This window comes from Trichococcus patagoniensis, from assembly GCF_003051085.1.
Taxonomy (GTDB): Bacteria; Bacillota; Bacilli; order Lactobacillales; family Aerococcaceae; genus Trichococcus; species Trichococcus patagoniensis.
Map to the genome: position 1 here is coordinate 29,008 of NZ_QAOM01000016.1, position 25,266 is coordinate 54,273.

A 25,266-nucleotide genomic window follows, 5' to 3' on the forward strand; every position below is an offset into this window, starting at 1 on the left:
TAAAATAATAACATTTGACAAAAAGTAAGCGATGAATTATAGTAATCCTATCAGATAGTTCGAATTCGTATTAATTAAATTTGTGATACTATTCCAGCAAGAATGAACTTAAAATACACACGACAATAATGGAGGAAAAAACATGACAGCATTTTGGGATTTGGGCAAGGTTGCCTTGAAAGTCAATGATCTGAAGAAAATGACGCAGTTTTACCAGGAAGCGATCGGATTGGATCTGCTGGAGCAAAAAGAAAATGCAGCCGTATTGGGGGTTGCCGCGGACAACACGCCTTTGGTTGAATTGATCCAACTCGATGCACCCTCCGATCGGAAACTGACGACCGGACTTTTCCATTTGGCAATCCTTTTGCCGACTCGAGCGGACTTGGGATCCATCCTGTATCATTTGCTGACGAAGAAATATGCCATTGATGGAGCGAGTGACCACGGCTACAGCGAAGCGATTTACTTAACCGATCCAGAAGGCAACGGCATCGAGATTTACCGCGACAAAGAGAGGTCGATTTGGGATGTCCGACCGGATGGCAAAATAGAGGGCGTTACGGAAGCAATGGACGCTGATGGCGTAATCGGTGCGATGGTCAAAATTTATGATGGTATCCCTTCCGGCTCCATAATGGGGCATGTCCATTTGACCGTTCACGATCTGGTCGAAACCCAACAATTTTACGAAAATGTTCTCGGCATCTCACTGAAGTCGGACTTCTTCGGGCAAGCAAAATTCTTCGCAGCCGGAAACTACCACCACCACATTGGTTCGAATATGTGGGCTGGCAAAAAGTTGCCGGCTGCCGAAGAGAACCAACCAGGTTTGGCCTACTTCACGTGGGTGGTTGCCGATCATGCTGCCTATGAAGCATTGAAAGGCAGATTGAATAATGAAGGGATTTCGTTCGAGGAAAGTGCGAACGAACTGATCTTCAAAGACAACAGCGGCATCGAAATCCACGCTGCCATTCATCAAGGGTAATCATTGAATCAGCATCTTATAGCGTAACCGGTGGGTATTCCTACCGGTTACGCTTTTTGATATAGAGCATTCAGGTGGGTCCAATGTGATAATTTTTTTACTCTAAAAAAATTCAAAAGCACATACTATCAGCCCAAACCACGCCTATGGTTTATAGTACTGATATTATGTGCTTTTGAATTCGTTCGGATACTACGCGTCTGGTTGATGTGCAGAACAAGCTTATTTTCTCATCGTTTTCATAATAAGGGAAAGGATGAGGATCAGGATGATTGCTCCTATTAATGCAGGTGCGATGTAGAATCCTCCGATTGCAGGTCCCCAAGCTCCGAATAAAGTTACTCCTAACCATGACCCAACGAAACCTGCAATGATATTCCCGATAATGCCACCTGGAACATCTTTACCCAAAAAAGCTCCAGCGAGTGCGCCTAAGACACCACCGACAATTAGAGACCAAAGAAAGTCCATTTTTTACTCCTCCTTCTAATAAAGAAGCCTGCAGTAACCATGTGTCCATACCTTACTCGTTACACTGCAATTATATAAGGAATGACCTATATTATAAAGTATTTGCACTCGAAGCGAGCTGGTTTAAAAGGGAACCTTGAACTTTTCAGACTAAACTCCTACAGCAATATAAAAAACTCCCGAAGAATGGATTCGGGAGTTTTGGATGCTTGCCTTATTTAGCTTTCAATACGTGAATCTTCATCTGTATCAGCGTTACCTGGAACAACTGTTGTTTCCTGCTCCAAAACATCTGCGATTGACTCAACATCAGGATGAGAATCAGTCTCCGGTGTCTCTTGAAGAATTTGGTTGGACTCAACCGCATCAACCGTATCTGTTGCAATTACGTCCACTTGTTCCAAATTCAGTGAAGCTTCTTTGTTAAAAAGGTCGTCCACTATCACAACAATCTCACCATCATCTAATTGCTTCTGATACCCTTCCAGTAGCGTGTCTTCTTCTGGTTCCAATTCAGCGTCCTCTTTGTTGCTCGCATAATCACTGCTGGTGAAGATAGGGAAAGCCTGCATGATTTTCTCCCAGAGGGTAAGATGCTCATCGACAGTGTCATCTAACTTTATTGTAGCCTCTGTAGAATTGATCAGTTCCTCATACTTCTTAGCTTCATTTGTTATAAGTGTAATATTCGATTCAGTGTATCCTTCTTGTCGCAAACCCTCTAAAACAGTATGAACTTCTGAAATGGTGCGGTAGGAGCCTTTTACAAACTTAGCCATATTCATTACCTCCACTTTCTTCTTCGTTACGCTACTACAGATTCATTGTATAGAAAATTAGCTTCACTAGCAAAGATTAACTCTTTTCAAGAATTAAATAGAGTTCAGTAATCGAACCAATTAGAGGGAAATCACTATCTACAGCAACCTAAAATTAGGGATATATTCAGCAGACACTATTTACCCGTTCGTTTGTTTTGTTCTTGATTATAACGGTCTCCTACAATTTCTAATTGATCCACTGCATGGTTAATGTCATTCAGCTCTTGTTTGCTAAAATGAATGGACGTTGCACCAACATTTTCGTCTATTCTACTCAATTTTGTTGTTCCTGGAATGGGTACAATCCAATCTTTTTGTGCCAATAACCACGCAAGCGATACTTGTGCAATCGTCGCTTCTTTTTCATTGGCAATTTTTTGTAATAAGTCCAGAACTACTTGATTAGCTTTGAAAGCTTCTTCTGTAAAACGTGGAAGTTCTGCACGATTATCATTTTCGCTAGCTATAGCATCTCTTGTCAATTTTCCGGTAAGAAATCCTCTACCCAAAGGACTGTAGGCAACTAAACCAATTTTCAACTCTTCCAAAGTCGGGATCACTTCTTTTTCTAATTCTCTCCACCAAATAGAATATTCGCTTTGAACAGCTGCTAAAGGTTCGATGTGATGTGCACGACGAATTGTTTCTGCACTCGCCTCAGATAATCCCCATTGCAGAATTTTCCCTTCCTTCTTAAATTCCTGCATAGTCCGGGCCACTTCTTCAATCGGAATATTAGGATCCACCCGATGAATATAGTACAAATCAATATAATCCGTTCCCAGACGTTTTAAAGAGCCCTCTAAAGAATTTCTCAATGTTTCTTTATTACTGTCTGGGTAGTAGGAATTTCCATTAATGTCAAAGCCGCCTTTTGTCGCTAGTTGAATCTCTTTACGAAATGTTTGAATAGCTTCGCCGACTAATTCTTCATTGGTGTAGGGACCATATACTTCTGCGGTGTCAAACATTGTCACTCCGGCATCAAAAGCACGCTGCACAACTTTCATCATTTCATTTCGATCCTTGACTGGTCCTCTGTGATGATTCAATCCCATACAGCCAAAGCCTAATTCCGATGTCACTAATCCTTCGATTCCTAAAGTACGTTTATTCATATCGTTACTCCCCCTCTATTTTTGTAGAACAAAAAATGAAGCTAAGCACCATTTTCCTAGTACTTAACTTCATTTTACTTGTTAAAGTTCACTTTAAGGCAAGCGCTTTCCTTGCTTCTTCACTATTTAGGCAATGACTTTATAGTAAACTAAAATCATGGTCAATTACTTCTTGAAAAGTAAATGCTCCTTCATCATACTCAAAAACTAAAATACTACAATTTCGGGTATTACCTAATGTACCTGTCCATTTTTTTCTAAACATAGTGCATGCACCACCATGACTTACAGCTAATATATTTTGATGATCTTCTTTCTCCATCAATTCAGTTAATGTCTGAACCATACGATTTTGCACTTCTAAATCAGATTCCCCATTATAATGTGTAAAAAAGTCACCGTAGGTACCCTGATTTGATAGAACCTTAGGATTCAAATCCTCACTTTCACCTTCAAATGTGCCAAAGTTCCATTCTTTCAATCCTTTTAAACGTTTATACGGCATGTCTGTGACTAACTCTAAAGTATCAACTGCTCTTTCTTGCGTTGATGAATAGGCATAGTCAAACACAATACCGTTATTTTCAAAATATTGTTTCGCAATTTGTGCTTGTTTAATTCCAACTTCTGTTAATGGAGAGTCGCTTGCACCTTGAATCATTCTTCGAATGTTAAAAAGTGTTTGTCCATGTCTCATTAAATACAATTTTTTTGCCATTTAACCTCTCCTAAAATATTATTTTTTATAGGTTTTTAGATTAAAGTACCCTCATATTAAAACGAAGAACACTGCTTTGTCTCTTCGAGCTAATCATACGGCGCTAGAAGTTAAATATCAATTACCTATATTGAATGCTTAACTATACCTAAAAAGCATAGGAGGAAACGGATGGAATTTAGACTATTACGTTATTTTTGATTAAGTCCTCACGCCCTTCTCGAATAAAAGCTTAATCGCGTTCAATGCGTCTTGCGTGGATAAAATGACATTTTTGCGAGTCTTGTCTTAAAAGCAAAATCAGTGTCCAGAAAATGGTTCATTTCTGGACACTTCTTTTTTGGTATGATTTTTCTCTAAATGATCTGAAATACGTGTCCATAAACCCGTCGCAAATTCTATGTCCAATTGATCACCCTGGATAAAGTTATGGTACAACGAAATAAAAAAGAAGGTGATTTTTTGAAAATTGGATACGCACGTGTTTCTACTGGATTACAGAATTTGGATCTCCAGGAAGATAGTCTGGAAAAATTTGGCTGTGAGAAAATCTTTACAGATCACATGAGTGGCGCAAAGAGCAATCGCCCAGGATTAGAAACAGCAATTGAATTTGTTCGATCAGGGGATACACTCGTTGTGTGGCGATTAGATCGGCTTGGGCGGAATATGGAAGACTTGATTACGATCGTCAATCGTTTGAATAATCGTGGCGTGAGCTTTCACAGCTTACAAGAAAACATCACGATGGATAAATCAAGTTCGACGGGCCAATTAATGTTCCATCTGTTTGCAGCATTTGCGGAATTTGAGCAGAATCTGATTCTGGAACGATCGGCAGCCGGCCTTGCTGCTGCACGCGCAAGAGGTAGATTTGGTGGACGCCCAGAAAAGTTGAGTAAAAGTGACTTGGAACTAATGAAGACGTTAATCGATAATGGAACGCCTATTAAAACGATTGCCGAAAGATGGAATGTTTCCCGTACAACCATTTATCGTTACCTCAATAAATTAGAAGAAACGAATGCTGAACCCCATTTATCATCTAATTAATTATATTGTGCTCGATAAAAATCGTTTGCCGTGGAAATCTGATCACCAGGAATGTTCGATAGCTAAAAGATTAACTGAAAACCAAAAGCATATATTCTGGTGTCATGTTTTTATATTATGAACGAGTATAAGTAAAATTATCTACGAAAGATAGAGACAAAGCTAGCTCGTATCTCTTTGACAAAATTTACCTTAATTCATTTTTCTTATAAAAGATTGGAAGAAATTTTAAAGATTTTAGTTCTAAATAATCGAGTAGTCATCTCCTTGAATAGAAACTTTAGTTTTTGATCAATAAATTAATCAAAGTGAAATAACAAAAAACCTGGGACAGAATCTCGTTCATTCTGTCCCAAGTTTAATTTTATTCAACTCATCAGCCCTTATTGACAAAGAGCTGATTTTCAGGTGGTTGTTCGGTTTTATAGCTCTATTTTCTGTATAGATCTTCCAGTGACCCCATAATCACCAGGCTACTTCTCTAGATGATTATACAATGCACCTAGTAAATTAGCGTCGTTGTTATAGTGGCAAGCTCGGATATCAGGGGTTGCTACTTCAAACGGATAATTAGAGATGAGTTTATCAACTTCTTCTCGAACAAACTTGAGAAATAGTTCTTGCTCACTAATTCCACCGCCAATTGCAAACCGATCTGGGTTGATAGTAAAATGCAAATTGATAATTTGAGTGGCTATCAGATGAGCATAGGTACGAAGAGTGTATAATACCTCTTTGTCCCCTGAATTCGCCAAGTCAAAAATATCCTCACCAGTAAGCGTGTCAGTAGCACAATTTTTGACTTTTTCCACCTGTTTTATCAAAGAAGGGACACCCCCAGCGATTGCCAAGTTTTTCTGACCATTTAGGCTATCACTCGCATCTGTCAGAATATAGGAAAATTCACCTGCAAGCAAATGTTTCCCTTTGATAATCTTTCGGTCAATGATAACTGCTCCTCCAACTGCTGTTCCTATAATCATAGAAACAGCAGTTTGACAATCAGAAAGACTTCCTTGCTGTAATTCTGCAAGGGCTGCACAGTTAGCATCATTTTCGATGCTGACGGGAATATGATAAATTTTTTCTAGTTCTTCTACAATAGCAAAATTTTTAATGAAATCTAGCGAGCCACCATTTCGCATTATACCAACACTGCTGTCAATTACACCTGCACTTGAAATGGCAATTCCGTCGATAACCTCTTGGAATCCTACTATCAAACCCTTTAGACTATCTAAAAAGTCTGATAAGCCTGTTTTTACTGTTGGCAATTTCCCTTTTTCAAGAAACTTCCCTTGAGCACTCATAACGGCATATTTTGTATAAGTTCCTCCTATGTCAATACTTAAATATCGCATTTTAACTCTCCCTTATGTGTTGCTATCCTTCATAAAATCTCATATCTTTCCATACTTCCATTAATTTAGAAAAGTTCTTGTCAGTAAAATAACTCTCTCGATCATAAATACGTAGGGGGGTCTCATAACCTTTATAACACTCCCAGTTAAGATTTGGATTACCAGATTTTATAAATCTAACCCAATCACCATGCATGTTTTCAATGATAGAATGAACCACTTCCTCATTTTCACCCTCAAAAATATAGCGACTAAATTCAAAGTCTTGGTTTGCGAACATGGCTGGTAAATCGTATGCATGAGATGCTCCCATACCATTCTGTTTGCCAGATGCCGTGATAAGATCATAGCGATAGAGCCAGACCTCATTAGAATTATCTTTAAATGTTTCTGCTAATTTAAGCGTTGGCATTTGGAATACATAATCTGTTACAAGCTGTGTAAAAGGATTATTAATTTTTTCGGTAATATCACTATTATCCACGACTTCTAGAAGAGATTTGTTGTCATGCCATTTCACCTCAGCAGACGGTGAATAATAATGGACAATGCTTGGTAGTTCCTGTAACAAGTCATTGTTCTTAAACATTTCGCTGACCATCTCCCAACTACTGGGAAATCCTGTTCTAATAGGACGTACAAAAGTTGTACCCTCATGAGCATTACATCCTAAAATAATCCTAATTCCTCTTACACTTCCCTTTTGAATGGCTTCAAGCGGACGCATTGGAAGTAAATCATCCTGGACAGGACCAGGCAAAAAATAGCCTGGATTTTTGGCTTGACTATGTTTACTGACATATTGATGCCCTTTCATAAGCTGACTAGACTCCAAAGTTTTTAATTGTAATAAATCTTCTTCTGTCCAACCCATACCTTCGATGAATAAATCAATATTTTCTCTAGCTTGCTGATGTGTTGAGATACAATTAACCAAACTACTTTGAATGATAGCTTGTTGAAAAGTTCCCTTTGCAGATGGAGCTACAAGTAGATTGATAACTGAAGAACCACCCGCTGATTCACCACAGATAGTCGTACGTGTGGGATCTCCTCCGAATTTCTTGATATTATCACGAATCCATTGCATCGCTAAGATTTGATCGGATAAACCACAGTTACTATCAAATTCTTGACCATTCTTATAGGTCGTAAAATCATAAAAGCCAAAAATATTTAATCGATATTGAAAGGAAACATAAACAATCCCCTTTTCGGCAAATTCTCGACCATTATATAGAGGAACGTTGCTACCTCCTGTAGCATAGCCACCACCGTGAATATAGACAAAAACCGGTAAATTCTTGGCACCTTTTGGAGCTTGAATATTCACACTTAGACAATCTTCATTCCCAATGATATATTCTCCGTCAAGCTGAACCGCCTCTGCTATATAATTTTTAGCGTCATATACACCTTCCCATGGTAAAGCTGGTTTTGACCGCTTAAACCTCAATTTCCCGAGTGGCGGTTGAGCATATGGAATTCCTAAATATTCAATTATTCCATCTCTTTCATGGCCTCTGACTTTGCCAGATTGAATTGTTACAATGTGCCGTTGAATCATTATTTTCCTCCATTTGAGAAATCACTGGTCAATATGATAAATCTCCACCATTAGTTGTTATGACTTTTTGGTACCAATAAAATGAATCTTTCTTATATCTTTGAAGTGTGCCATTTCCAAAATCATCGATATCAACATAAATAAAACCGTATCTCTTGGAAACTTCACCTGTAGAAGCTGCACAAAGATCAATAGCACTCCACATGGTGTAACCAAGTAAATCCACACCTTCTTCGATTGCTTCTTTCATTTGTGCGATATGCTTTGCCAAATATTCAATATGTGCTTGATCGTGAATTTCACCTTCATTTTCCAATGTATCATACGTACCAATTCCATTTTCAACTATTAAAAGTGGAATTTGATACCTATCATAAAGCATATGAAGAGCATTTTTTAAACCAAGTGAGTCAATCTGCCAGCCCCAATCACTTTGTTCAAGATAAGGATTTTTAGCTCCTGATGTCAGATTACCTCCGCTCATTTCAACATCTGAATGGGTAGTCCTACAATTTGTCATGTAGTAAGAAAAAGCAAAAAAATCAACTTTACCATTTTGTAGACTTTCCCTATCTTCTGCCGTTATGTTCAAAGTAACATCATGTTGTTTCCAAATACGAGTAGCATAAGATGGATAGTGCCCCCTCACCTGCACATCCCCAGAATAAAACAATCCCTCTTGCATGGCTTTTTGTGTTTCAAGTGCATCTTCGGGACTACATGTCAATGGATAATCAAGCATACCAGCATTCATACTACCAATTTTGAATCGTGAACTTATTGTATGCCCGATTTCAACGACTTTAGCCGATGCCAAAAGTTGATGATGTAACTCTTGAAATGCGATTTGTTTTGAATGACCACCCAAATCAGCAGAAGCTAATAGCATAAGATTGATTTCATTGAAAGTAATCCAATAGTGAACAAGATCTTTATAAGATTCCATGACAACTTGGGCAAAAGCTACAAACTCATCAATTAATAACTTATTCTCCCATCCACCCATTTCTTCAATGAAATAGACAGGCATATCATACTTATATAAGGTAACAATGGGCTCAATGTCATACTTCCTACACTCTTCCAGTTCGCGTCTATAAAAGTCTAATCCCTCTTGGTTTACCCCGTTTTTGATACCTCGAGGAAAAATGCGCGCCCAACTAATAGACAAATTTAACGCTTTAAACCCCATTTCCGCAAATAAAGCAATATCTTCCTCCATATAGTGATAATGATCGACACCTTTGTGATTGGGATAATATTCCCCTTCGATGATTGCATATTTTGCACCTTCTGGTAACTTGCTTGTGATCGTAGCAGGTTGTTTGCCAAAACTACCGTCTTGATTTTGATAAGTAACCTGACGCAACTTATCCTTACTGCCACTAAGCATAAAGTCCACTTCTATTGGGCTTTTGCCACCCTCATTCCAAGCTCCTTCACATTGCGCTGCACTTATATCGCCACCCCATAAAAATTTTTCCGGAAAAACCATAGCTATTACCTACCTTCCTTTAAAATGAGGCAAGAATGTTAACTACCTTACCTCAATAATAGTCATACTTAACTTATTAATCGTTGATAAAATGTACTGTATCATTCAGTTTCATTTTCAAGACTTGCGATCATCTCAATACGTTGGGCATGTCGTCCATCCTCATACTCAGCTTCAAGCCATTCTTTAACAATCATTTTGGCTAATTCACTACCTATTACTCGTGACCCGAAAGCCAAAATATTAGTATTATTATGTTCACGAGATAGCTTAGCTGAATATGGCTCGCTACATACAACCGCACGAATCTTCTTGATTTTGTTTGCTGTAATCGAAATACCAACACCTGTTCCACAAATAAGAATCCCTTTGTGAAAATGGCCAATGGCTATTGCTTAAGCAACTTTTTTGCCATAAATAGGATAATCTGTACGTTCTGAGGAATAGGGGCCAAAATCCTCAACTTCATGGCCCAATTCTTTAAGATAATCAATAATAGTAGGCTTTAATTCAATTCCTACGTGGTCACTACCAATTGCAATCTTCATCTTTACCTCTTTCTAGAGTTCTCTTAGCTCTGCAACGATTTCTTTATCAAAGTTTACTTTATCAATGTTTTCTTTGGCAAAAATCTTTGGCACCGGAAGAATTAGTTGAATAACAAAACTAAGCAAGAGTGCTATCGCAGTTGCCGCAAGCATTACACCAACATCGTACATACTACCTGTCTCAGGATTAATATAGGCCGGGTATTGGAAGATTCCTTGAGCACCAAAAACGTATGCCTTGGCCCCCATGACACTTATAATGGCTGCAACTACACCTCCTACTCCACATGTAATATAGAATGGTATTTTCATCGGTAAAACAATCCCGTATAGCGCTGGTTCAATACCACCAAAGAGTGTCGTTACAAGAGCTGGAATACCAATAGTCCTTACTTTTTGCTCTTTAGTTTTCATCAAAATAGCAAGCAATACTCCTGTTTGAGCAAAATTTATTATTTGTACAGGCATTAAAATTTCCATAGTTCCAGTTTGAGTTAACTCTAAAATCGCTAACGGAACTAGGCCCCAATGCAAACCAAACATTACCAAGACTTGCCATAAAGTTCCAATTGCTAAACCATAAACCAATGGGCTAAATTGACGAATAACCGTTAGAGTACTTGCAATAGCTTCAGAACTTGCATTAGCCAATGGTCCAACAGCTAAAATAGTCACTGGTACTATGATTAGTAAAGTCAGAAACGGTACCATAAATGTCTTGATAACATCAGGCATCCAAGATTTAATCCATCTTTCAACATAAGAAGTTAGCCAAATTGACAAAATAATTGGCGTAACCGTCATCAAGTAACCGCCTCCGCCTGGTGGTAGTTGAATCGGTAATCCGAAGAAATGCGCTGCATTGTTTTCGCCTAAGGTAGCTACAATCGTAGCTAAATTTGGATATACCAAGGCACTAGCAATCGCTAGAGCTGTGAATTCATTTACTCTAAATTTCCTAGCTGCTGTAATCGCTAATACAATTGGCAAGAATTGGAACAGGCCATCACCCATGATGTTGATAATCATGAAAACACCGTTATTGCTAATATTCCAGCCTAAAACTACCGTTAGTAAGGAAGCAATTCCCTTTAAAATCCCTACAGCAGCTAGAATTCCTAAAAATGGTTGAAAAATACCTGAGATGACATCGATAAATACCTCAAGTAAATTTCGTTTACCTGCCCTCTCAATGCTATCTTCTTGTAATCCTTCTTCAGATATCCCTTGAGCCAATACAGCATCATAGACATCTGCAACATGTGGGCCAATCACAATTTGATATTGACCACCAGCTTCAATAACAGTTATAACATCATCCAAGTCTCGCAAATACTCTGTGTCTGCCTTTTCACTGTTTTTCAGTTGAAACCGTAATCGAGTTGCACAATGACTTAAATCAATAATGTTAGTTGCCCCACCCGTATGTTCAATAATGTCTTGTGCTAAATTTGAATAATCTTTGTTAGCCATGAGAAAAACTCCTTCTTAATTATTTATTTTTATTTCATGTAACAATGGTATCGTTTTCCATGACATGGATATACTTTTATTTTGCTTTTTTTAGCTATATCTTATCCCTATCCCTTCTTACCTTCAGTCAAGTGTTTTATCAAAACTTTATTAAGAGAGATGAAGTTTTTTTTGATTGGGGAGGGATACCCCTCCCCAATCAAAAAAATTTTCGTAAGCCAAATAGACCTAACGATTTCCAATTTTTTTCGCAAGGCCTTTGTGGTATAGGTAGGTTAACTTTTCTTACGATTTCTGAGCTGGTAGTGCGGACTCATAATCGTAAAGCAGGTCGTGTCTAATAAGGTGAAGTGCTATCTTCAAGAACTTATTCATGCACGCCACAATCGCAACCTTATGGGGCTTCCTCTGAGGTTGCGTTTTTAATTTATCGTAATAATCGACCAAATGATTATCCGTCCTTTTCCGCAAGGTAATCATCGTACTGATCATAAAGAACAGAATTTTCCGCAGTTTGTTGTTGCCGCGTTTATTGATGCGGTCTTTGTAATAGGTGTTGCCTGATTGATAGCGCATGATATCGATGCCTACGTATGCGTTCAATTGCTTGGCATTTTTGAAACGGCGAATATCCCCTAGTTCCCCGATTAAACGGCACGCTGTTGTATCCCCGATACCTGGGAATGAGCGGAATACTTTGTACTCTTTCCTATCCACCGAGATTGCCACCATTTGCGCCACAAGCTGTTCCTTTTTCTCCTTCAATTCTGTCAACCGCAGCGCATAGTCCTTCACTTGTTCGCAACGAAAATCTGTAGGTTCAATCGCCGGATAGGCGTTTTCCGCAGCCTCTAACAGCAGCATTTCTTTTTGTTCCGCGCGTGCCATCGACAATCTTTTTCTTGTGTTCTGCTTTAACCGATTTTTAATCACCGTTTTTGAATGGGCTAGTGCATCCGATGGACGTGGGTAAAGTTGCACAATATTTAAAAACAAGGCAGAACTGGGCGTGAGCAGCGTTTCTAATTCTGGAAAGGAAAGCTGCAGAATGGCATGCATGCGACTGCGAAGGCGAGTCATTTCCGCATCGACTTCATCATAATAGCGCGTCATAGCACACATTTCTTCGTAATAGTGATCTTGTTGGTAGGTGATTGTACGCGCGATTTTAAAATGGTTTTTTGCCAGTTCATGGGCATCACTGATATCTGTTTTATTGCGTCGCATGGTGGCCATTTGAATATTTGCTTCCAATGGGTTCAGACGGTAATAGGCGTGATTATTGTTTTAGAGAAATTTCTCCAATCCCTTTGAATAGACGCCCGTTGCTTCGAACACAATTTCAGGCGCTTGCCCGTCTTGATTCGTTAATTCGATAATCCGTTGGTGCAGCTGATCAAATCCAGCACGCGTATGCAGGCACTCACCTTCGAACTCACACTGCTGGTAGTGATTGTACAGCACCATAGTGCTCTTTCCTTTACTGACATCAAGTGCGATAACATGCTTCATTTTTACATTACCCTCACTTCTACTATAAAAAAATAGTAGCACAAACCATGGCCGTGGTTTGTACTACTAATGTTAGTATGTTTTTAATCATAAATATGGTACAAATTTCGGTATTCTTTTGGAGTAATATGATAATATTTTTTGAAATAGCGTCCAAAATAACTTTGTGTAGGAAAATTAACATATTCTGAGATGACAGGAATGGGTTCATTTGAGTAGCACAACAGGTTAGCCGCATGTTCTAATCGGACTTGAATGACATAGCTTTGAAAGGTCATACCGACTTCTTTTTTAAATACTTTCGAAAAGTAAGTATCGCTCAGACCAATATAATTAGCGACATCTTCCAGGTAAATCTTCTCACGATAATGACGGTCAATATAAGCCATACAAGCCTTGATATAACTAGACTGGGTTTGAATTTTCTGGTTTTGACGAACATTTTCCGTCAACTCTTGAACAGCATGATTTCGTATCGTAATAAGCTGAGCAATTGTTTGCTGACGATCACATTGTTGAATATAATTATCGCTAATTTTATATGCCAGAGCAGGATGTAAGCCACCAGCAATAGCCGCTCTAGTCGTTAAGGTTATGGCAACGATAGCTAGATTTTTCCAGTGGTTAACTTCTCTATTTGATAAGCGCCCCACTGACGTATCCATTGCGTTTTGAGCGGCCAGAGCCTCCTCAACAGCACCACGTTTGACACAATCTAAGAGATACCGTTCTTCATTCAATGTGTGGTGAGCCTGTGATACTTCCTCAACGCGAATATCATAACTAATTCTTTTTTTTATTGCTACTTGATTATTATATGCCAAGTGTTGATTAGCTCTTAACAACTCATCAACTGTCCAAAAACTCCCTGTTAAAAAGCTACACACTAACCCTATCATCTCAAAAATTTCTTCCATCAAAAAAGCCTTTGGAGGGATTAGGTCAACGTTCAAACCATAATAATCCGCATAAACCTGCAAACTCTGATTCGAAAAATTAGTTAAACTCATTGGTCCTAGGTAATAACTTGCTTTATCTTGCTGAAAATAGGCAAAGCAAACACCGAAATTATCTTGAAAAATTGTCGGAAAAACATTATTAACATTTTGATTTTTCCTAGAATTGATTTTGTGAAAATCAACAACTTTATTTCTGAAACTAACCGTTGTTAATGGATTAAGCTGAATTTGAGGATTATAATTGATTACATTTTCGTGAGAAACTTGTACCAAAGTAATTTGCATCACTTTCAGCATAATCATTAATTCATTTTTACTAATCATTTCGTCTCCTTATAAAAATAAGCCGCTGTTGTAAATAGCGCCTTAAGTATTTCTCGCGGTTTTCAAATATTTGAAAATATAGTGATGATGTGACAGACTAATTTAAAAGTAAAACAAATGACTGCAATAAATAAGAAACTCTTATCTAAGATTACTATTTTTCTATACTCACTATATCCTGAATAATTCATACAATTTCAAACAGCTATTACTAGCATTGCTGCAACAACATTTTTCGCTTGTTCGATAAACACCCTTTGGGTGTACAAAAAGAACCCCAATCTGATATGGTTAAGTCACCACAACACAACCATAGAAAGGGGTTCTCTCAATGGCTACATTACATGAAAAAAAGGTGAAATTCAACTCTAAATTGACGGTTTCAAATACAGGTGGAAATCTATCCACCGACTCTGGGCTGATTCTCGTCAAAGAATTTATGGATTCCCTTAATTTTTCCGACCTATCAAAACAGCACCTGGAAATAGAGGACAAACGACTCTATCATACCCATGATAATTTTTCTTTGATGGAACAGTTGATTTATCAAAACATCGCCGGCTATTCGACCGACTCCTCCGCAAACCTATTGAAGCAAGACCCTATTTTTAAGGTGGTTTTGGATAAATCCAATCTTGCCTCGCAGGCTTCACTTTCCCGATTCTGGGATCGCATAAGCGAAGAAAATATTTCTCAGCTGCAAGAGCTTAATCAAGCCATGATCGACAAGGTACGGTTGGCAAGAAATACGACGGAAATGATTTTCGAATTGGATTCGACCCATTCAGATACGTATGGAAACCAAGAGAAAACTGATTACAATGCGCATTATCAAACCAATGGCTACCATCCGTTAGTTGCTTTCGATGGATTGACGGGAGATTTCTTAAAAGCAGAACTTCGTTCTGGCAATGTCTACACGTCTACTGGCATTGGCGCTTTTGTGGAGACGAGACCTACATTCGAGTAAGCGGTCGCTGGAATTACTTGTTTTTCTTCTTTGATGCCGTAAAGAAAATCATTTTGTCGAGTTATGTTTCTCCAAATCGGGATACAGAATCCGCCATTTACGCATTGCGCGAAGTATTCAAAAAGATGGACACTGTGCCTGAGTTGGATAAGCTTCCTAATATGCCAGGTAAATGGACAAAATTAATCTCTTTATCCCAAGATTGGCTGATGGACCAAACCCCTTAACTTTTGGCACCGGAGCCCTCTAAAAAAGAGAGAACCAATAAACTAAACAAACGGCGGAGCGTACTCTTTACAATCCGAAAAGCCAATGGTTTAAAATTTTTTAAGCCAAGGGCTACTTTGTGCTGCTCCTTTTGTATACCGTCGCCCTTGACGGCACAGGAAGAAACCATTGGCTCGGTTGTCAAGAGCGTTTGTTTCACCTAACTTTGAATAGCAAGGCTTGGTTTTTCACATCACCTCGTTATTTTGGGCAGTTTCCATAGAATTTTTGGCACTACCTTGTTTATCCGACAGTTATTATCCACATGAATAACCCAATATAATCAAACTTTTGTATATGTAGATATGGGTGTAGCGCCTCTAAACAAGCATAATCAGCTGATCGGCGTGGGTTCTAAATGTATATCGACAGCGAGGCTCACAAAATATCTCCATTAAAATAACCGCATCACAATAGTCCATTATAATGCGGTTATCATTATCAATATAAAGAGAATTACTAGGAATTATTATTTAAATTCAGTTTTAAAAACCGCACCACGCTCCATAGATGTTAATTACCTTGGGTAGATTCCCGTAAAGTTAAAGAAACTGGAATGATAATAGATTTACCTGTGTCACTAGGGAACGATATTAAATTTAATAGGCTCTCTACCGCAGTTAAGGCAATTTTAGAAGTGTCTTGCTTAACTGTTGAAAGCGTTGGCGAAGAATATCTACCAGCGGGCATATCATCAAATCCAATTAATTTGATATATTTAGGGACGGAACGGATATTTTTTCTCAAAACTAACAGTATTTCTAATGCAATAGAATCATTGAGTGAAAAAATACCGTCAGCAGCTGGATTTCTTGCGAGAAACGATATAAGATCCGCTTCAAATAAGGAACTTCTTATGTCCACATTCAATAGGTTACTATTTTCGTTGAACGCAATATTATTTTTCTTTAACGCATCTTTAAACCCGTTAAGCCGCTCTTTGGTAGAGGTTGATTTCCGATTATGAACTGCAATGATGGGCTGTTTGCAACCGGAATGAATTAGCTGTTCCGTAGCTTCAAAAGCACCTTGGTAATGATTTGAAGAAATGAATATAGTCCGGCTCTTTTCTTTCGGTTCTCGGTCGATACAAATGTAAGGTATCTGCTTTTCTATTTGTGAATAGTCGAATTCGAATGCCTCTGCTCCGGAAATTACAATCAGACCATCGACACCTTTTCCTTCAAGCATGTGCAAGTACGCAGTTTCCTTTTCTTGATTTCTTGCAGTGTTACAAATAATGGTAGAATATCCCTTATCAAAAAGGATTTCTTCAATTTTTTGGACGACATCCGAAAAGAAGTAATTGCTGATATCTGGGACCAGTATTCCTATAGAAAAAGATTTATTCATACGAAGACTTTTTGCACTGTAGTTCATTTTATAACCAGTCTCTTCAATTACTCGCAGAACTCTTTTTCGTGTCTCTTCGGAAAAACGGCCGTTGTCATTGATGACTCTAGAAACAGTCGCTACAGATACGCCACTGAGTTCCGCAATGTCCTTGATTGAATATTTTTTCATACTGTATTACTCCTTGGGTAACCGATAACTCAATTATCGGTAATTTTACTCATATTTTCTCATATATAGTCATAAATGACAAGGATAGACTAGCGAATAATGCGTTGACAATTAAAGTAATTAGTGATAATATAAAATCCATAAAGGTAAATCGATTACCCAATATTTTTTTTATTACGTGAGTAATCGATATCTCAAGGAGGCGGAGTAACGATGGGGAAATTATTATGTCCATCAATGATGTGTGCTGATTTTTCAAATTTACAAAAAGATACGAAAGAGTTGGATCAAGCAGGAACAGATATTTTTCATATTGATTTTATGGACGGAAGTTTTGTACCCAATTTTGGAATGGGACTGCAGGATTTCGAGCTAGTTCGTTCATCCACAAAAAAATTAGTCGATGTTCATTTAATGATACAAAACCCCGGCAAATATGTTGAAATGTTTGCTGATTTAGGTGCTGATATCATTTATATTCACCCTGAAGCCGATCAACAAGTTGCTAGGACACTCGATACGATTAGAAATAAAGGGAAGCAGGCAGGACTTGCCATCAACCCTGGAACCTCTGTAGAGACTATTCAGGGACTATTGCCATTAGTTGATTACATTATGGTCATGACTGTAAATCCTGGGTTTGCTGGCCAAAAATATTTGGATTACGTAAACCCCAAAATCGAAAAATTGGTTGAATTAGGTAAGATATTTGATTTCAAAGTAATGGTCGACGGTGCTATTTCCCCTGAAAAAGTAGATCTGCTCAGCAATATGGGCGTTACGGGATTTGTCCTCGGGACTTCAGCTTTATTCGGAAAAGAAATATCATACGAAAAAACCTTTGAAAAATTAAGGAATTAAACTATTTGGAGGAATAACTTATGAAATTAGCAATTGGTAGTGATCATGTCGGCATCGAATTAAAACCAACAATTATTGAATACGTGCAATTGTTAGGCCATGAAGTGGAGGATTTTGGGCCATTTTCTGATGAACGAACTGATTATCCGATTTATGGGAAAAAAGTAGCTGAGGAAGTGGCTGCAGGCCATTTTGATGGTGGAATTCTAATTTGCGGAACAGGTGTTGGAATTTCAATTTCTGCTAATAAAGTCGACGGAATAAGAGCAGTTGTCTGTAGTGAGCCTTATTCAGCCAAACTTTCTAAGGAACATAACAATACAAATATTGTTGCATTTGGCTCTCGAGTGGTCGGAAGTGAGTTAGCTAAAATGATTGTGAAAGAGTGGCTGGAAGCAGAATTTGAAGGCGGCCGACACGGAAAGCGCGTTGAAATGATTGCGGATATTGAAATGGAATATTCCCGTTAATAACGGAATGATAAAGAAGTCATCAAAATACGCTAAGTGACAAAATTAATGTTTCATCTAAATATGATACGATTTATAATCCAGCAAGCGATATAGAAACAGCAATCAGGTATTCCCTGATTGCTGTTTCTATATTATGTAAAAAATTGAATAAAGGAGTTTTTTCATGAAAAATGTAGCAGATCGAAGCTTCAGAGTATACGGAAAAAAACTAGAGAATTTTGATTTTGAAAAGTATGTGAAGGAAGTAAGAAAGACGGTAGATATCTCCATTCCGCATTCGGGAAATGTCTATCGCGCCAGCGTAAAGAAGCTTGAGGAATTTGAAGCTTTTGAATGGATACGCTCGAATGTATACGGTGGTCTCGACATTCAAATAGGCACTTGCGCCGGCCACAATAAAAATACAACTGCAGTGGAGTATCATGCTGGAAGCGAGGTTGTCATTGCAATAACTGATTGTATTTTACCGTTAGGACATACCTATGATATGGATGGCAATACTTATGATGCCGAATTGATGGAACCTTTTTTCCTGAAGAAAGGCGAAGCAGTTGAACTGTATGGCACAACATTGCATTACAGCCCGATTGAACCTGATTCTGAGGGGTATTTTACATTGGTCGCCTTACTGAAAGGAACGAATGAGGACCTAGAAAATCCGAGTAAAAATCCATTGTTGTTAAAAAAGAATAAATATATGATTGTTCATCCCTCAAGAATGGACAAGGTCGAAGCTGGCGCAATCCCTGGGTTCGTGAACACAACGTTGAGTGTTTAAAAATATACTAATGTTAGTGTGTTTTTATGGTATGAAAGTATAAAATATTTTGACTAAAATAGGATCACCCTAGTTATGGCACTTTGCATCACTTGGTTTCGCTGGACCAGGGAATAAAAGTCAATACTCTTAAGTTATGACTATACCTGTCTAATTTATGGACCCTGACAAAATAAAAAACTGATTATGATGTCGCATAATCAGTTTTTTTATTTTCATTAAATTTATTATCTTCTATAAAATATTTTATCGTCATTTCTCAATATGTAATTCTTTTAATTGTATTTCAATATCACTTTGGGATACTCCCGCTTGTAAAAGTGCTGCTGCGGTATAGGATCCCTCAACTATTGGCACATCATAAATTGTTAGTGACTTTTCACTTAGTTCTTTAACCATCTCTAAATTCATCCTAGTGTAGTGTCTCGTTGATATTTAGAAATAAAAATTCTATTCTCAATTCCTTTTAAACGTTCAAAAGAACAGTTTTAGGATACAAAGAGATCATTTTTGTCCGTGCTTCAGTATTTGTAAAATGCCATCGAATTTTTGCTGATCGGGCATTCCGTCCTCTCTCCCATGCAGCCAACTCCGAACCGAGTGTCTCGATATTATCAATTCTGCGAGATAAACATTGCTTGGTCATCACGTTCAACTCTATTTCGGCAATATTCAACCAACTGCCATGCTTTGGCGTGAAATGAACTTCTAAACACCGAGCTATTCTCCGTGCCTCTTCGGGCGGAAATGCTTTATAGAGTGAAGCGATTGTATGGGTGTTCAGGTTATCCAGAACCAAAATGATTTTTTCGACAGCCGGATAACGAACATCTACAAGGTATTGAATCTCCTCGGCCCAATCTATTGCAGTTCGCTACGTGCGGACGTTCACGTGACGGGTCCCACCAAGTGGTTCGGTGAAAACGAAGATGCTACAAGTCCCCTGTCTCACGTATTCAGAATCAATTTTTTGGTCACTGCCTTCCCGCATGGGAAGGGGTTGTCTTGATTCACCCAGAAGTTGATAAGGTTTTTCGTCCATACAAACGACCGGCTGACAAGGATTGTACGGCAGTTCATAGACGTCGAGGACATCTTCCATGCAGGCTACGAATGCTGCGTTTTCTTTTGGCGGGATGTACCAGTATTCTTTTTTGTGAGGTCGCAATTCGTTTTTTTTAAGGCTCTTCCGATGGCATCCTTGCCAACCGGAATGGCAAGTTCAACTTTCGCTTGCTCTTCCAAAAGACGCAACGTCCATCTGGAACGACCGTCCGGAGCTGGGCCGCAGGCGATTTCAATAAGTTTCGCTTCCGCGCGTCCATCGACTTTTCGGCGGGCGTTGTCCGAGTTGACACTCCGGCCTGTGTAGAGCGCTCTCTCAATGCCACCGTCAACAAAGTACATAATCACATTGTAAACAGTCGCGTAACAAACACCTATAGTTTTGACGCATTGTTGTTGGGTAGACGGTTTCCCGTTCGCTTCATCGAGGTCTAATAAAATTTGGCATCTACATTTTATGGTCTTAGTAGTTGTTTTCTTCCGCTTGACGCTTTCCAATTTGCGGACTTCAGCATCTGTTAATGAGATAACATACTTCTTGTTTCTGCCCATTTTAAACACCGCCGTTTTATTTTTATTATACGCCACAACGAGGGGAACTCTACATAGATGCAGACTCAATAGCTTACTTATTTTTCAATGAGACACTAAACTAGGGTACAATAAAATTATTTAATATAGAGGAGAGATTATATTGTTTAGCTTTTTTGGAAAGAATAACGAAACCGATACACAAGATTTGAAGAATTTTAGAGTAGAAAAGAATATGAATAACCTTTTATGGATAGATTACACAAATGAATTGTTTATGATAAAAACAAAGGTTGGCATAAAACCTAAATACTTATCAAAATTTAACGAATTAGAAAGTTATAGTCTCTTTGAAAATGGTAAAGAACTAGTAAAACGTTCTGGAGTAGGTAGAGCCTTAGTAGGCGGAGCGTTATTTGGTGGTGCTGGTCTGTCGTTGGAGCGCTAACAGGTACAGAAAAAGATGCTAGCTACGTTAATATGCTGATGGCGGAAATCAAACTAGATCTACACTCTGGTAAAAAGACTACTCAACGGATCCCATTAATTCTAGGCAAAACAAAAACAAATTCCGCTATATATAAGGATGAAGTAAAAAAAGCTAATGAAATAATAATTGAATTAGACAACATTTCTGACAAAAATAGATCTCATTTATCTTAAAAAATAATTACATAAATAAAACTAAAAAAGCAGGGATTGAAAAATAATTTGACCTCTACTTTTTTTTATTTTTCTGTAAAAAAAGAGCAAAAATCCTCCTAAAAACCTCTGTAACCGTTGGTACTAAGTCTTTTTTATAAATTAAAAAAAACATCGTTTTTTGACAATCTGGCGCCAGAATCTCTTTATGCTCTTCTCGCTATTCAACCGCAGCAACTCCAATTCTGAAATCATTGCTAGAAAAAACACCTAAAACAAAAATAATAAAGGGCGCACTTACACACCCTACGGGATGTTTCAGCGCGAACCTTCAAAAACGAAGTTCAAACCTCAGACCTTGCCCCTTTTAAAAAAGGGACAAACGCCAAAACTTTTAGTCGTCTCCGACGGTTTGAAAACGAGTTTTCAAACCTTTCCCCCCTAGCCGGTAGGCAGAAAGCAAAACGAGGTTTGCTTTCAAGCCGAGAGGGTCCTGGATGCGCAGCAATCTGTCCACTCCTTAATTCTCAGTCGGGAAGTTCACCCTCCCTGCGATTACCATGGACAGATACAAGCAGCTACTCTTCTCGATTCCTTTCTTCACTTCCCTTAGCTTCTTTTCTCAGTTGAGTCAATTGATAAATTGTTTGGTTATTTTGAGCATTTTGTCCCTCAATATAGCCCTTTATTTTAAATAACAAATAAAATAATAAAGGAATTTGCGTAGAGATTCATCAGAACTTCGTGTTTTTCAAAGTTTGCCGCACGACACCCTTGCTCCGCATCTGCAAGCAGATGCGACATAAATGAAGGTAAATCGCTCCGGAAATATTTTATATGAATAAAGGAAATCTACGAAGAAATCAAAGGATTTGACAAAAAAAGGGTTTAGTTATATAAATTACTTATAGAATCGGTTAGAAACCTTATAAATTTGTTCCAATTGCTGACTACAAGGAAATTGTGGTCGACGAGCAGGGATTTTACAGCAGGAAGAAATGGCGAAACCTCAGGAAAGCCAACGGCATCTTAGGATGTTAATTGATGTGAGTTCCATCACCCCCGAGACGTCATCACAAAGTTCCCTTCAACAAATGACAACAAAATACGATGACTAGGAGGAATACGATGACTGCCAACACGAAACAAACGCCACTTGCAACGGGAGTGACTCCCGAACGCCTGAGCAACCTTCGCATTTGGAACATTGGACTTGCGATCCTGCACCTTGGACAGGCTGCTGTGATTCTGTTCCTGACGACCGACTTTGCAATTCCGGTGATTAGTTCTTACATTGATGGCCCTCCAGGAGATGGCGCCCTTGTCTCTGCAACGCTTTTTGACCTGAGGATTGGCTGGGTCGTTGTGCTCTTTCTTTCCCTGGCCGGCTTGGATCATTTACTGACGGCAACCTTCGGACGCAAAGTTTATGAGCGTGATCTCAAACAAGGGATGAATCGATTCCGTTGGGTTGAGTACTCCTTTAGCGCAACGGCTATGGTTATCGTGATTGCGCTGTATTGGGGAATTGTCACGATCAATGCGCTCATCGTGGTCGCTGGTGCCAATGTAGCGATGATTCTTTTTGGATACTTGCAAGAACGGATGAACCCTCCCGGCCGAACCTCAACCACGATGCTTCCCTTCTGGTTTGGCTCGCTCGTGGGAATCACTCCATGGGTTGCAATGGGCATCAATATTCCACTTTACTCGGACGCGCCGGATTACATATTCATCATCCTGGGCGTTCAAGGAGTCTTGTTCTTCTGTTTCGGACTCAACCAGTGGCTTCAATACCAAGAAATCGGCCGCTGGGCCAACTATGCGTTTGGTGAGAAGACTTATCTGGTACTCAGCCTTGTGGCGAAGTCCCTGTTGGCTTGGCAGATTTTCGCTGCGTCGCTCATTTCATAACCAAATCTATAACAAATTGGGAGAAGGTGCTGGCCTGAGCATCTTCTTTTTTATTTTTTATTTTTCTAGCAACCTTTTACTGAAAAAGAAGATGCAGGATTAATTGGACTCTTAAAACCTTCATCCCCGTGTTAATTATAACGAGGAATGCTCAAAAACGTTGATATAAAAGTATTTACCTGGATATTCCTATTGGAATTTCGCAATTTCCGCGTTGTAATTATAACGTGGAAAGGCATGATCTAATGAGTTTAGTGTATGTAACAAACAAAAATAACGGCACTACCTATGTTTACGAATCAACCAACTATTGGGATAAAGAAAAGAAGCAGTCGCAATTATATAACACCTTAGGTGTTGTGCCACCGACCACGTTATAATTTTTTGGGAATCTAGGTTAAAAAATCCTCACTAAGTACTAGAATATATTTGGTTCGCCAACCAATATTCATGACTTAGGAGGATTCTTTATATGTCTCAAGACAAAAATAGTTTAGCACATACCACTCGGAACTGTAAGTATCACATAGTTTTTGCACCCAAATATCGGAGACAAGTAATTTACGGAAAGATAAAACAAGATATAGGAGTCATACTAAGGCAGTTATGCGAAAGAAAAGGTGTAGAAAATACGATTGAATTTGTCCTCATGTTCATTGGCATACGTGCAAATCCGGAGTCATTACGCAACCTTCTGTTTTAATCTCAAAGCAAAACAATTAAAGTACGAATTATCCTCCAGCAATACGAGCTTTTGTTCTTACTCGCATATTTCAAGCCGAAAAATTGATTTATCATCCTAGTGTTTCGTGTTATTTTGTGAGGAGATATATTTCGGTGTTTCGTAGAGATCACGGACCAAATCATACTGAGTAGTCTGCTTTCTGAATTGGTCCGGAGTGATTCCCTTTACCGCTTTAAAAACTTTCCCGAAGTAACTATCATTGGAATAGCCAATCATATGAGCGATATCCATCATTGAAAAATCTGAGGAAGTACTCAATAGACGACATGCCTGAGAAATCCGCAGTTCTTTCAGGTATTTTCCCGGGGGAATGCCATATTTTCTTTTAAATTCCTTACAAAGATAGTATTTTGAAAGATTGGAATTTTCTGCAATCATATCAAGATTCAGATTCTCATGGAAATAATTCTGATCTATATACGATTTTGCAATATCTATTTTTGAAAGTTCATCAGTTGCCAGCGTAAGGACATATTCAGTTATGTCCAGCCAAAAAGTCATAGCGAGTTTCGCATTTTCAAAAAAAGTCTTGAGTTCGTTGTTCAAGGCTTTCTTATATATCAAGAACATTTGTTCCGTTATTCCGGAAGGATTTTTCAGATGAATAACCGGCCCTATATTTCTGTGAATTTTCAACATAAGCGGAAGACATTCTTTTGTAAACTCAAGATAAAGAAATTCCCAATGGTCAGAGTGTTCCGGAAGAAAATATCGACTTTTGCCGGGAATGTTTATGATGAACGCATCTCCCGGAAGAATCGGATGATAGATATTATCTATTTCCAGTGTTCCTTCCCCATCAATACAGTACTGAATCAGACAGTGTGTATCTTTTCTTGTACGGTTATCCCATGAATAGGCGTGTGAATCAATATAATTGAGTCCGACACCTTTCAATGTTAAGAGTGAAAGATCCGAGCTGAAACGAAAACCAACAGAGTGATGAGGTAATGACTGAATCATAAAAGACCTCCTTTTTAACTAATTTAACACAAAAAAATATAAAGGCAATAATTTACTATGAATGGCATGTAGTTACTATATTTTAATGAGAAAAGTAGAGATAAAATGTGTATGAAAGGGGG

The 25,266-nt window shown here is 38.5% G+C and carries 22 protein-coding genes and 5 pseudogenes; 10 read left to right on the plus strand and 17 right to left on the minus strand.

Going from position 1 to position 25,266, the window contains the following annotated elements; genetic code table 11:
* Window positions 1-142 precede the first annotated feature (142 nt).
* Complete coding sequence (locus C8U37_RS10990) at window positions 143-991, plus strand: VOC family protein (protein WP_108033277.1); 849 nt, start codon at window positions 143-145, stop codon at window positions 989-991.
* A gap of 222 nt (window positions 992-1,213) precedes the next feature.
* On the opposite strand, the gene C8U37_RS10995 is transcribed toward C8U37_RS10990, so the two are convergent.
* The 4 genes from C8U37_RS10995 to C8U37_RS11010 form a co-directional block, all read right to left on the minus strand.
* Entirely contained in the window at window positions 1,214-1,462 is a 249-nt protein-coding gene (locus tag C8U37_RS10995; protein ID WP_108033278.1) for a GlsB/YeaQ/YmgE family stress response membrane protein, read from the minus strand.
* A 218-nt stretch (window positions 1,463-1,680) separates the two neighbouring features.
* The gene (locus tag C8U37_RS11000; protein WP_170100267.1) at window positions 1,681-2,241 is read right to left on the minus strand and encodes a general stress protein; all 561 of its coding nucleotides are present in this window, start codon (window positions 2,239-2,241) and stop codon (window positions 1,681-1,683) included.
* Between the two features lie 176 nt (window positions 2,242-2,417).
* A complete protein-coding gene (locus C8U37_RS11005) occupies window positions 2,418-3,401 on the minus strand; it encodes an aldo/keto reductase (protein WP_108033280.1) in 984 nt (327 codons plus the stop codon).
* 139 nt (window positions 3,402-3,540) lie between these two features.
* Window positions 3,541-4,119, minus strand: coding sequence for a histidine phosphatase family protein (locus tag C8U37_RS11010; RefSeq protein ID WP_108033281.1), 579 nt, complete (start codon window positions 4,117-4,119; stop codon window positions 3,541-3,543).
* 462 nt (window positions 4,120-4,581) lie between these two features.
* Between C8U37_RS11010 and C8U37_RS11015 the strand changes: the two genes are divergently transcribed.
* A complete protein-coding gene (locus C8U37_RS11015) occupies window positions 4,582-5,172 on the plus strand; it encodes a recombinase family protein (protein ID WP_108033282.1) in 591 nt (196 codons plus the stop codon).
* 473 nt (window positions 5,173-5,645) lie between these two features.
* Here C8U37_RS11015 and C8U37_RS11020 read toward each other — a convergent pair whose 3' ends face one another.
* The 8 genes and pseudogenes from C8U37_RS11020 to C8U37_RS11050 all read right to left on the minus strand — a co-directional run bounded on the left by C8U37_RS11020 (window position 5,646) and on the right by C8U37_RS11050 (window position 14,411).
* Entirely contained in the window at window positions 5,646-6,533 is an 888-nt protein-coding gene (locus C8U37_RS11020; RefSeq protein WP_108033283.1) for an ROK family protein, read from the minus strand.
* Between the two features lie 22 nt (window positions 6,534-6,555).
* A complete protein-coding gene (locus tag C8U37_RS11025; RefSeq protein WP_211306203.1) occupies window positions 6,556-8,100 on the minus strand; it encodes a carboxylesterase/lipase family protein in 1,545 nt (514 codons plus the stop codon).
* Between the two features lie 28 nt (window positions 8,101-8,128).
* Window positions 8,129-9,595 carry a glycoside hydrolase family 1 protein gene (locus C8U37_RS11030; protein ID WP_108033284.1) on the minus strand — a complete coding sequence of 489 codons (1,467 nt, stop codon included), beginning with the start codon at window positions 9,593-9,595 and terminating at the stop codon, window positions 8,129-8,131.
* 101 nt (window positions 9,596-9,696) lie between these two features.
* A pseudogene (rpiB, locus tag C8U37_RS11035) lies at window positions 9,697-10,143 on the minus strand (ribose 5-phosphate isomerase B).
* A gap of 12 nt (window positions 10,144-10,155) precedes the next feature.
* A complete protein-coding gene (locus tag C8U37_RS11040) occupies window positions 10,156-11,616 on the minus strand; it encodes a PTS transporter subunit EIIC (RefSeq protein ID WP_108033285.1) in 1,461 nt (486 codons plus the stop codon).
* 285 nt (window positions 11,617-11,901) lie between these two features.
* Window positions 11,902-12,882 (minus strand): annotated as a pseudogene (locus C8U37_RS11045) (IS110 family RNA-guided transposase); the annotation flags it as partial.
* Window positions 12,883-12,903: 21 nt separating this feature from the next.
* Window positions 12,904-13,083 carry a hypothetical protein gene (locus C8U37_RS14570; protein ID WP_211306205.1) on the minus strand — a complete coding sequence of 60 codons (180 nt, stop codon included), beginning with the start codon at window positions 13,081-13,083 and terminating at the stop codon, window positions 12,904-12,906.
* A gap of 128 nt (window positions 13,084-13,211) precedes the next feature.
* Entirely contained in the window at window positions 13,212-14,411 is a 1,200-nt protein-coding gene (locus C8U37_RS11050; protein ID WP_108033286.1) for a helix-turn-helix domain-containing protein, read from the minus strand.
* Window positions 14,412-14,742: 331 nt separating this feature from the next.
* Between C8U37_RS11050 and C8U37_RS11055 the strand changes: the two are divergent.
* Together C8U37_RS11055 and C8U37_RS14690 are read left to right on the plus strand one after the other, a co-directional pair.
* Window positions 14,743-15,357, plus strand: a pseudogene (locus C8U37_RS11055) (transposase); the annotation flags it as partial.
* A 41-nt stretch (window positions 15,358-15,398) separates the two neighbouring features.
* Window positions 15,399-15,608: a hypothetical protein gene (locus C8U37_RS14690; RefSeq protein ID WP_245879826.1), complete on the plus strand. Its 210-nt coding sequence runs from the start codon at window positions 15,399-15,401 to the stop codon at window positions 15,606-15,608.
* A 553-nt stretch (window positions 15,609-16,161) separates the two neighbouring features.
* Here the strand turns inward: C8U37_RS14690 and C8U37_RS11065 are convergent.
* Window positions 16,162-17,172 carry a LacI family DNA-binding transcriptional regulator gene (locus C8U37_RS11065; protein WP_108033287.1) on the minus strand — a complete coding sequence of 337 codons (1,011 nt, stop codon included), beginning with the start codon at window positions 17,170-17,172 and terminating at the stop codon, window positions 16,162-16,164.
* Window positions 17,173-17,385: 213 nt separating this feature from the next.
* On the opposite strand from C8U37_RS11065, the gene C8U37_RS11070 reads away from it, so the two are divergent.
* The 3 genes from C8U37_RS11070 to C8U37_RS11080 all read left to right on the plus strand — a co-directional run bounded on the left by C8U37_RS11070 (window position 17,386) and on the right by C8U37_RS11080 (window position 19,284).
* Entirely contained in the window at window positions 17,386-18,033 is a 648-nt protein-coding gene (locus C8U37_RS11070) for a ribulose-phosphate 3-epimerase (RefSeq protein ID WP_108033288.1), read from the plus strand.
* 20 nt (window positions 18,034-18,053) lie between these two features.
* Complete coding sequence (rpiB, locus tag C8U37_RS11075; protein WP_108033289.1) at window positions 18,054-18,503, plus strand: ribose 5-phosphate isomerase B; 450 nt, start codon at window positions 18,054-18,056, stop codon at window positions 18,501-18,503.
* A 166-nt stretch (window positions 18,504-18,669) separates the two neighbouring features.
* Entirely contained in the window at window positions 18,670-19,284 is a 615-nt protein-coding gene (locus C8U37_RS11080; protein ID WP_108033290.1) for a DUF4867 family protein, read from the plus strand.
* A 252-nt stretch (window positions 19,285-19,536) separates the two neighbouring features.
* Here the strand turns inward: C8U37_RS11080 and C8U37_RS14495 are convergent.
* From C8U37_RS14495 to C8U37_RS11090, 3 genes and pseudogenes are all read right to left on the minus strand, one after another.
* Window positions 19,537-19,698: pseudogene (locus tag C8U37_RS14495) on the minus strand (PTS sugar transporter subunit IIA); the annotation flags it as partial.
* 52 nt (window positions 19,699-19,750) lie between these two features.
* Window positions 19,751-20,149: a transposase gene (locus C8U37_RS14850; protein WP_108033291.1), complete on the minus strand. Its 399-nt coding sequence runs from the start codon at window positions 20,147-20,149 to the stop codon at window positions 19,751-19,753.
* A gap of 242 nt (window positions 20,150-20,391) precedes the next feature.
* A complete protein-coding gene (locus C8U37_RS11090) occupies window positions 20,392-20,937 on the minus strand; it encodes a helix-turn-helix domain-containing protein (protein WP_211306207.1) in 546 nt (181 codons plus the stop codon).
* A gap of 106 nt (window positions 20,938-21,043) precedes the next feature.
* Between C8U37_RS11090 and C8U37_RS11095 the strand changes: the two genes are divergently transcribed.
* The 3 genes and pseudogenes from C8U37_RS11095 to C8U37_RS11110 all read left to right on the plus strand — a co-directional run.
* Window positions 21,044-21,328, plus strand: coding sequence for a hypothetical protein (locus C8U37_RS11095; RefSeq protein ID WP_108033292.1), 285 nt, complete (start codon window positions 21,044-21,046; stop codon window positions 21,326-21,328).
* Between the two features lie 1,322 nt (window positions 21,329-22,650).
* Window positions 22,651-23,436, plus strand: coding sequence for a heliorhodopsin HeR (gene heR, locus C8U37_RS11105; protein ID WP_108033294.1), 786 nt, complete (start codon window positions 22,651-22,653; stop codon window positions 23,434-23,436).
* A gap of 472 nt (window positions 23,437-23,908) precedes the next feature.
* Window positions 23,909-24,064: pseudogene (locus C8U37_RS11110) on the plus strand (transposase); the annotation flags it as partial.
* Between the two features lie 171 nt (window positions 24,065-24,235).
* Here the strand turns inward: C8U37_RS11110 and C8U37_RS11115 are convergent.
* A complete protein-coding gene (locus C8U37_RS11115; RefSeq protein ID WP_108033295.1) occupies window positions 24,236-25,144 on the minus strand; it encodes a helix-turn-helix transcriptional regulator in 909 nt (302 codons plus the stop codon).
* Window positions 25,145-25,266: the final 122 nt, after the last annotated feature.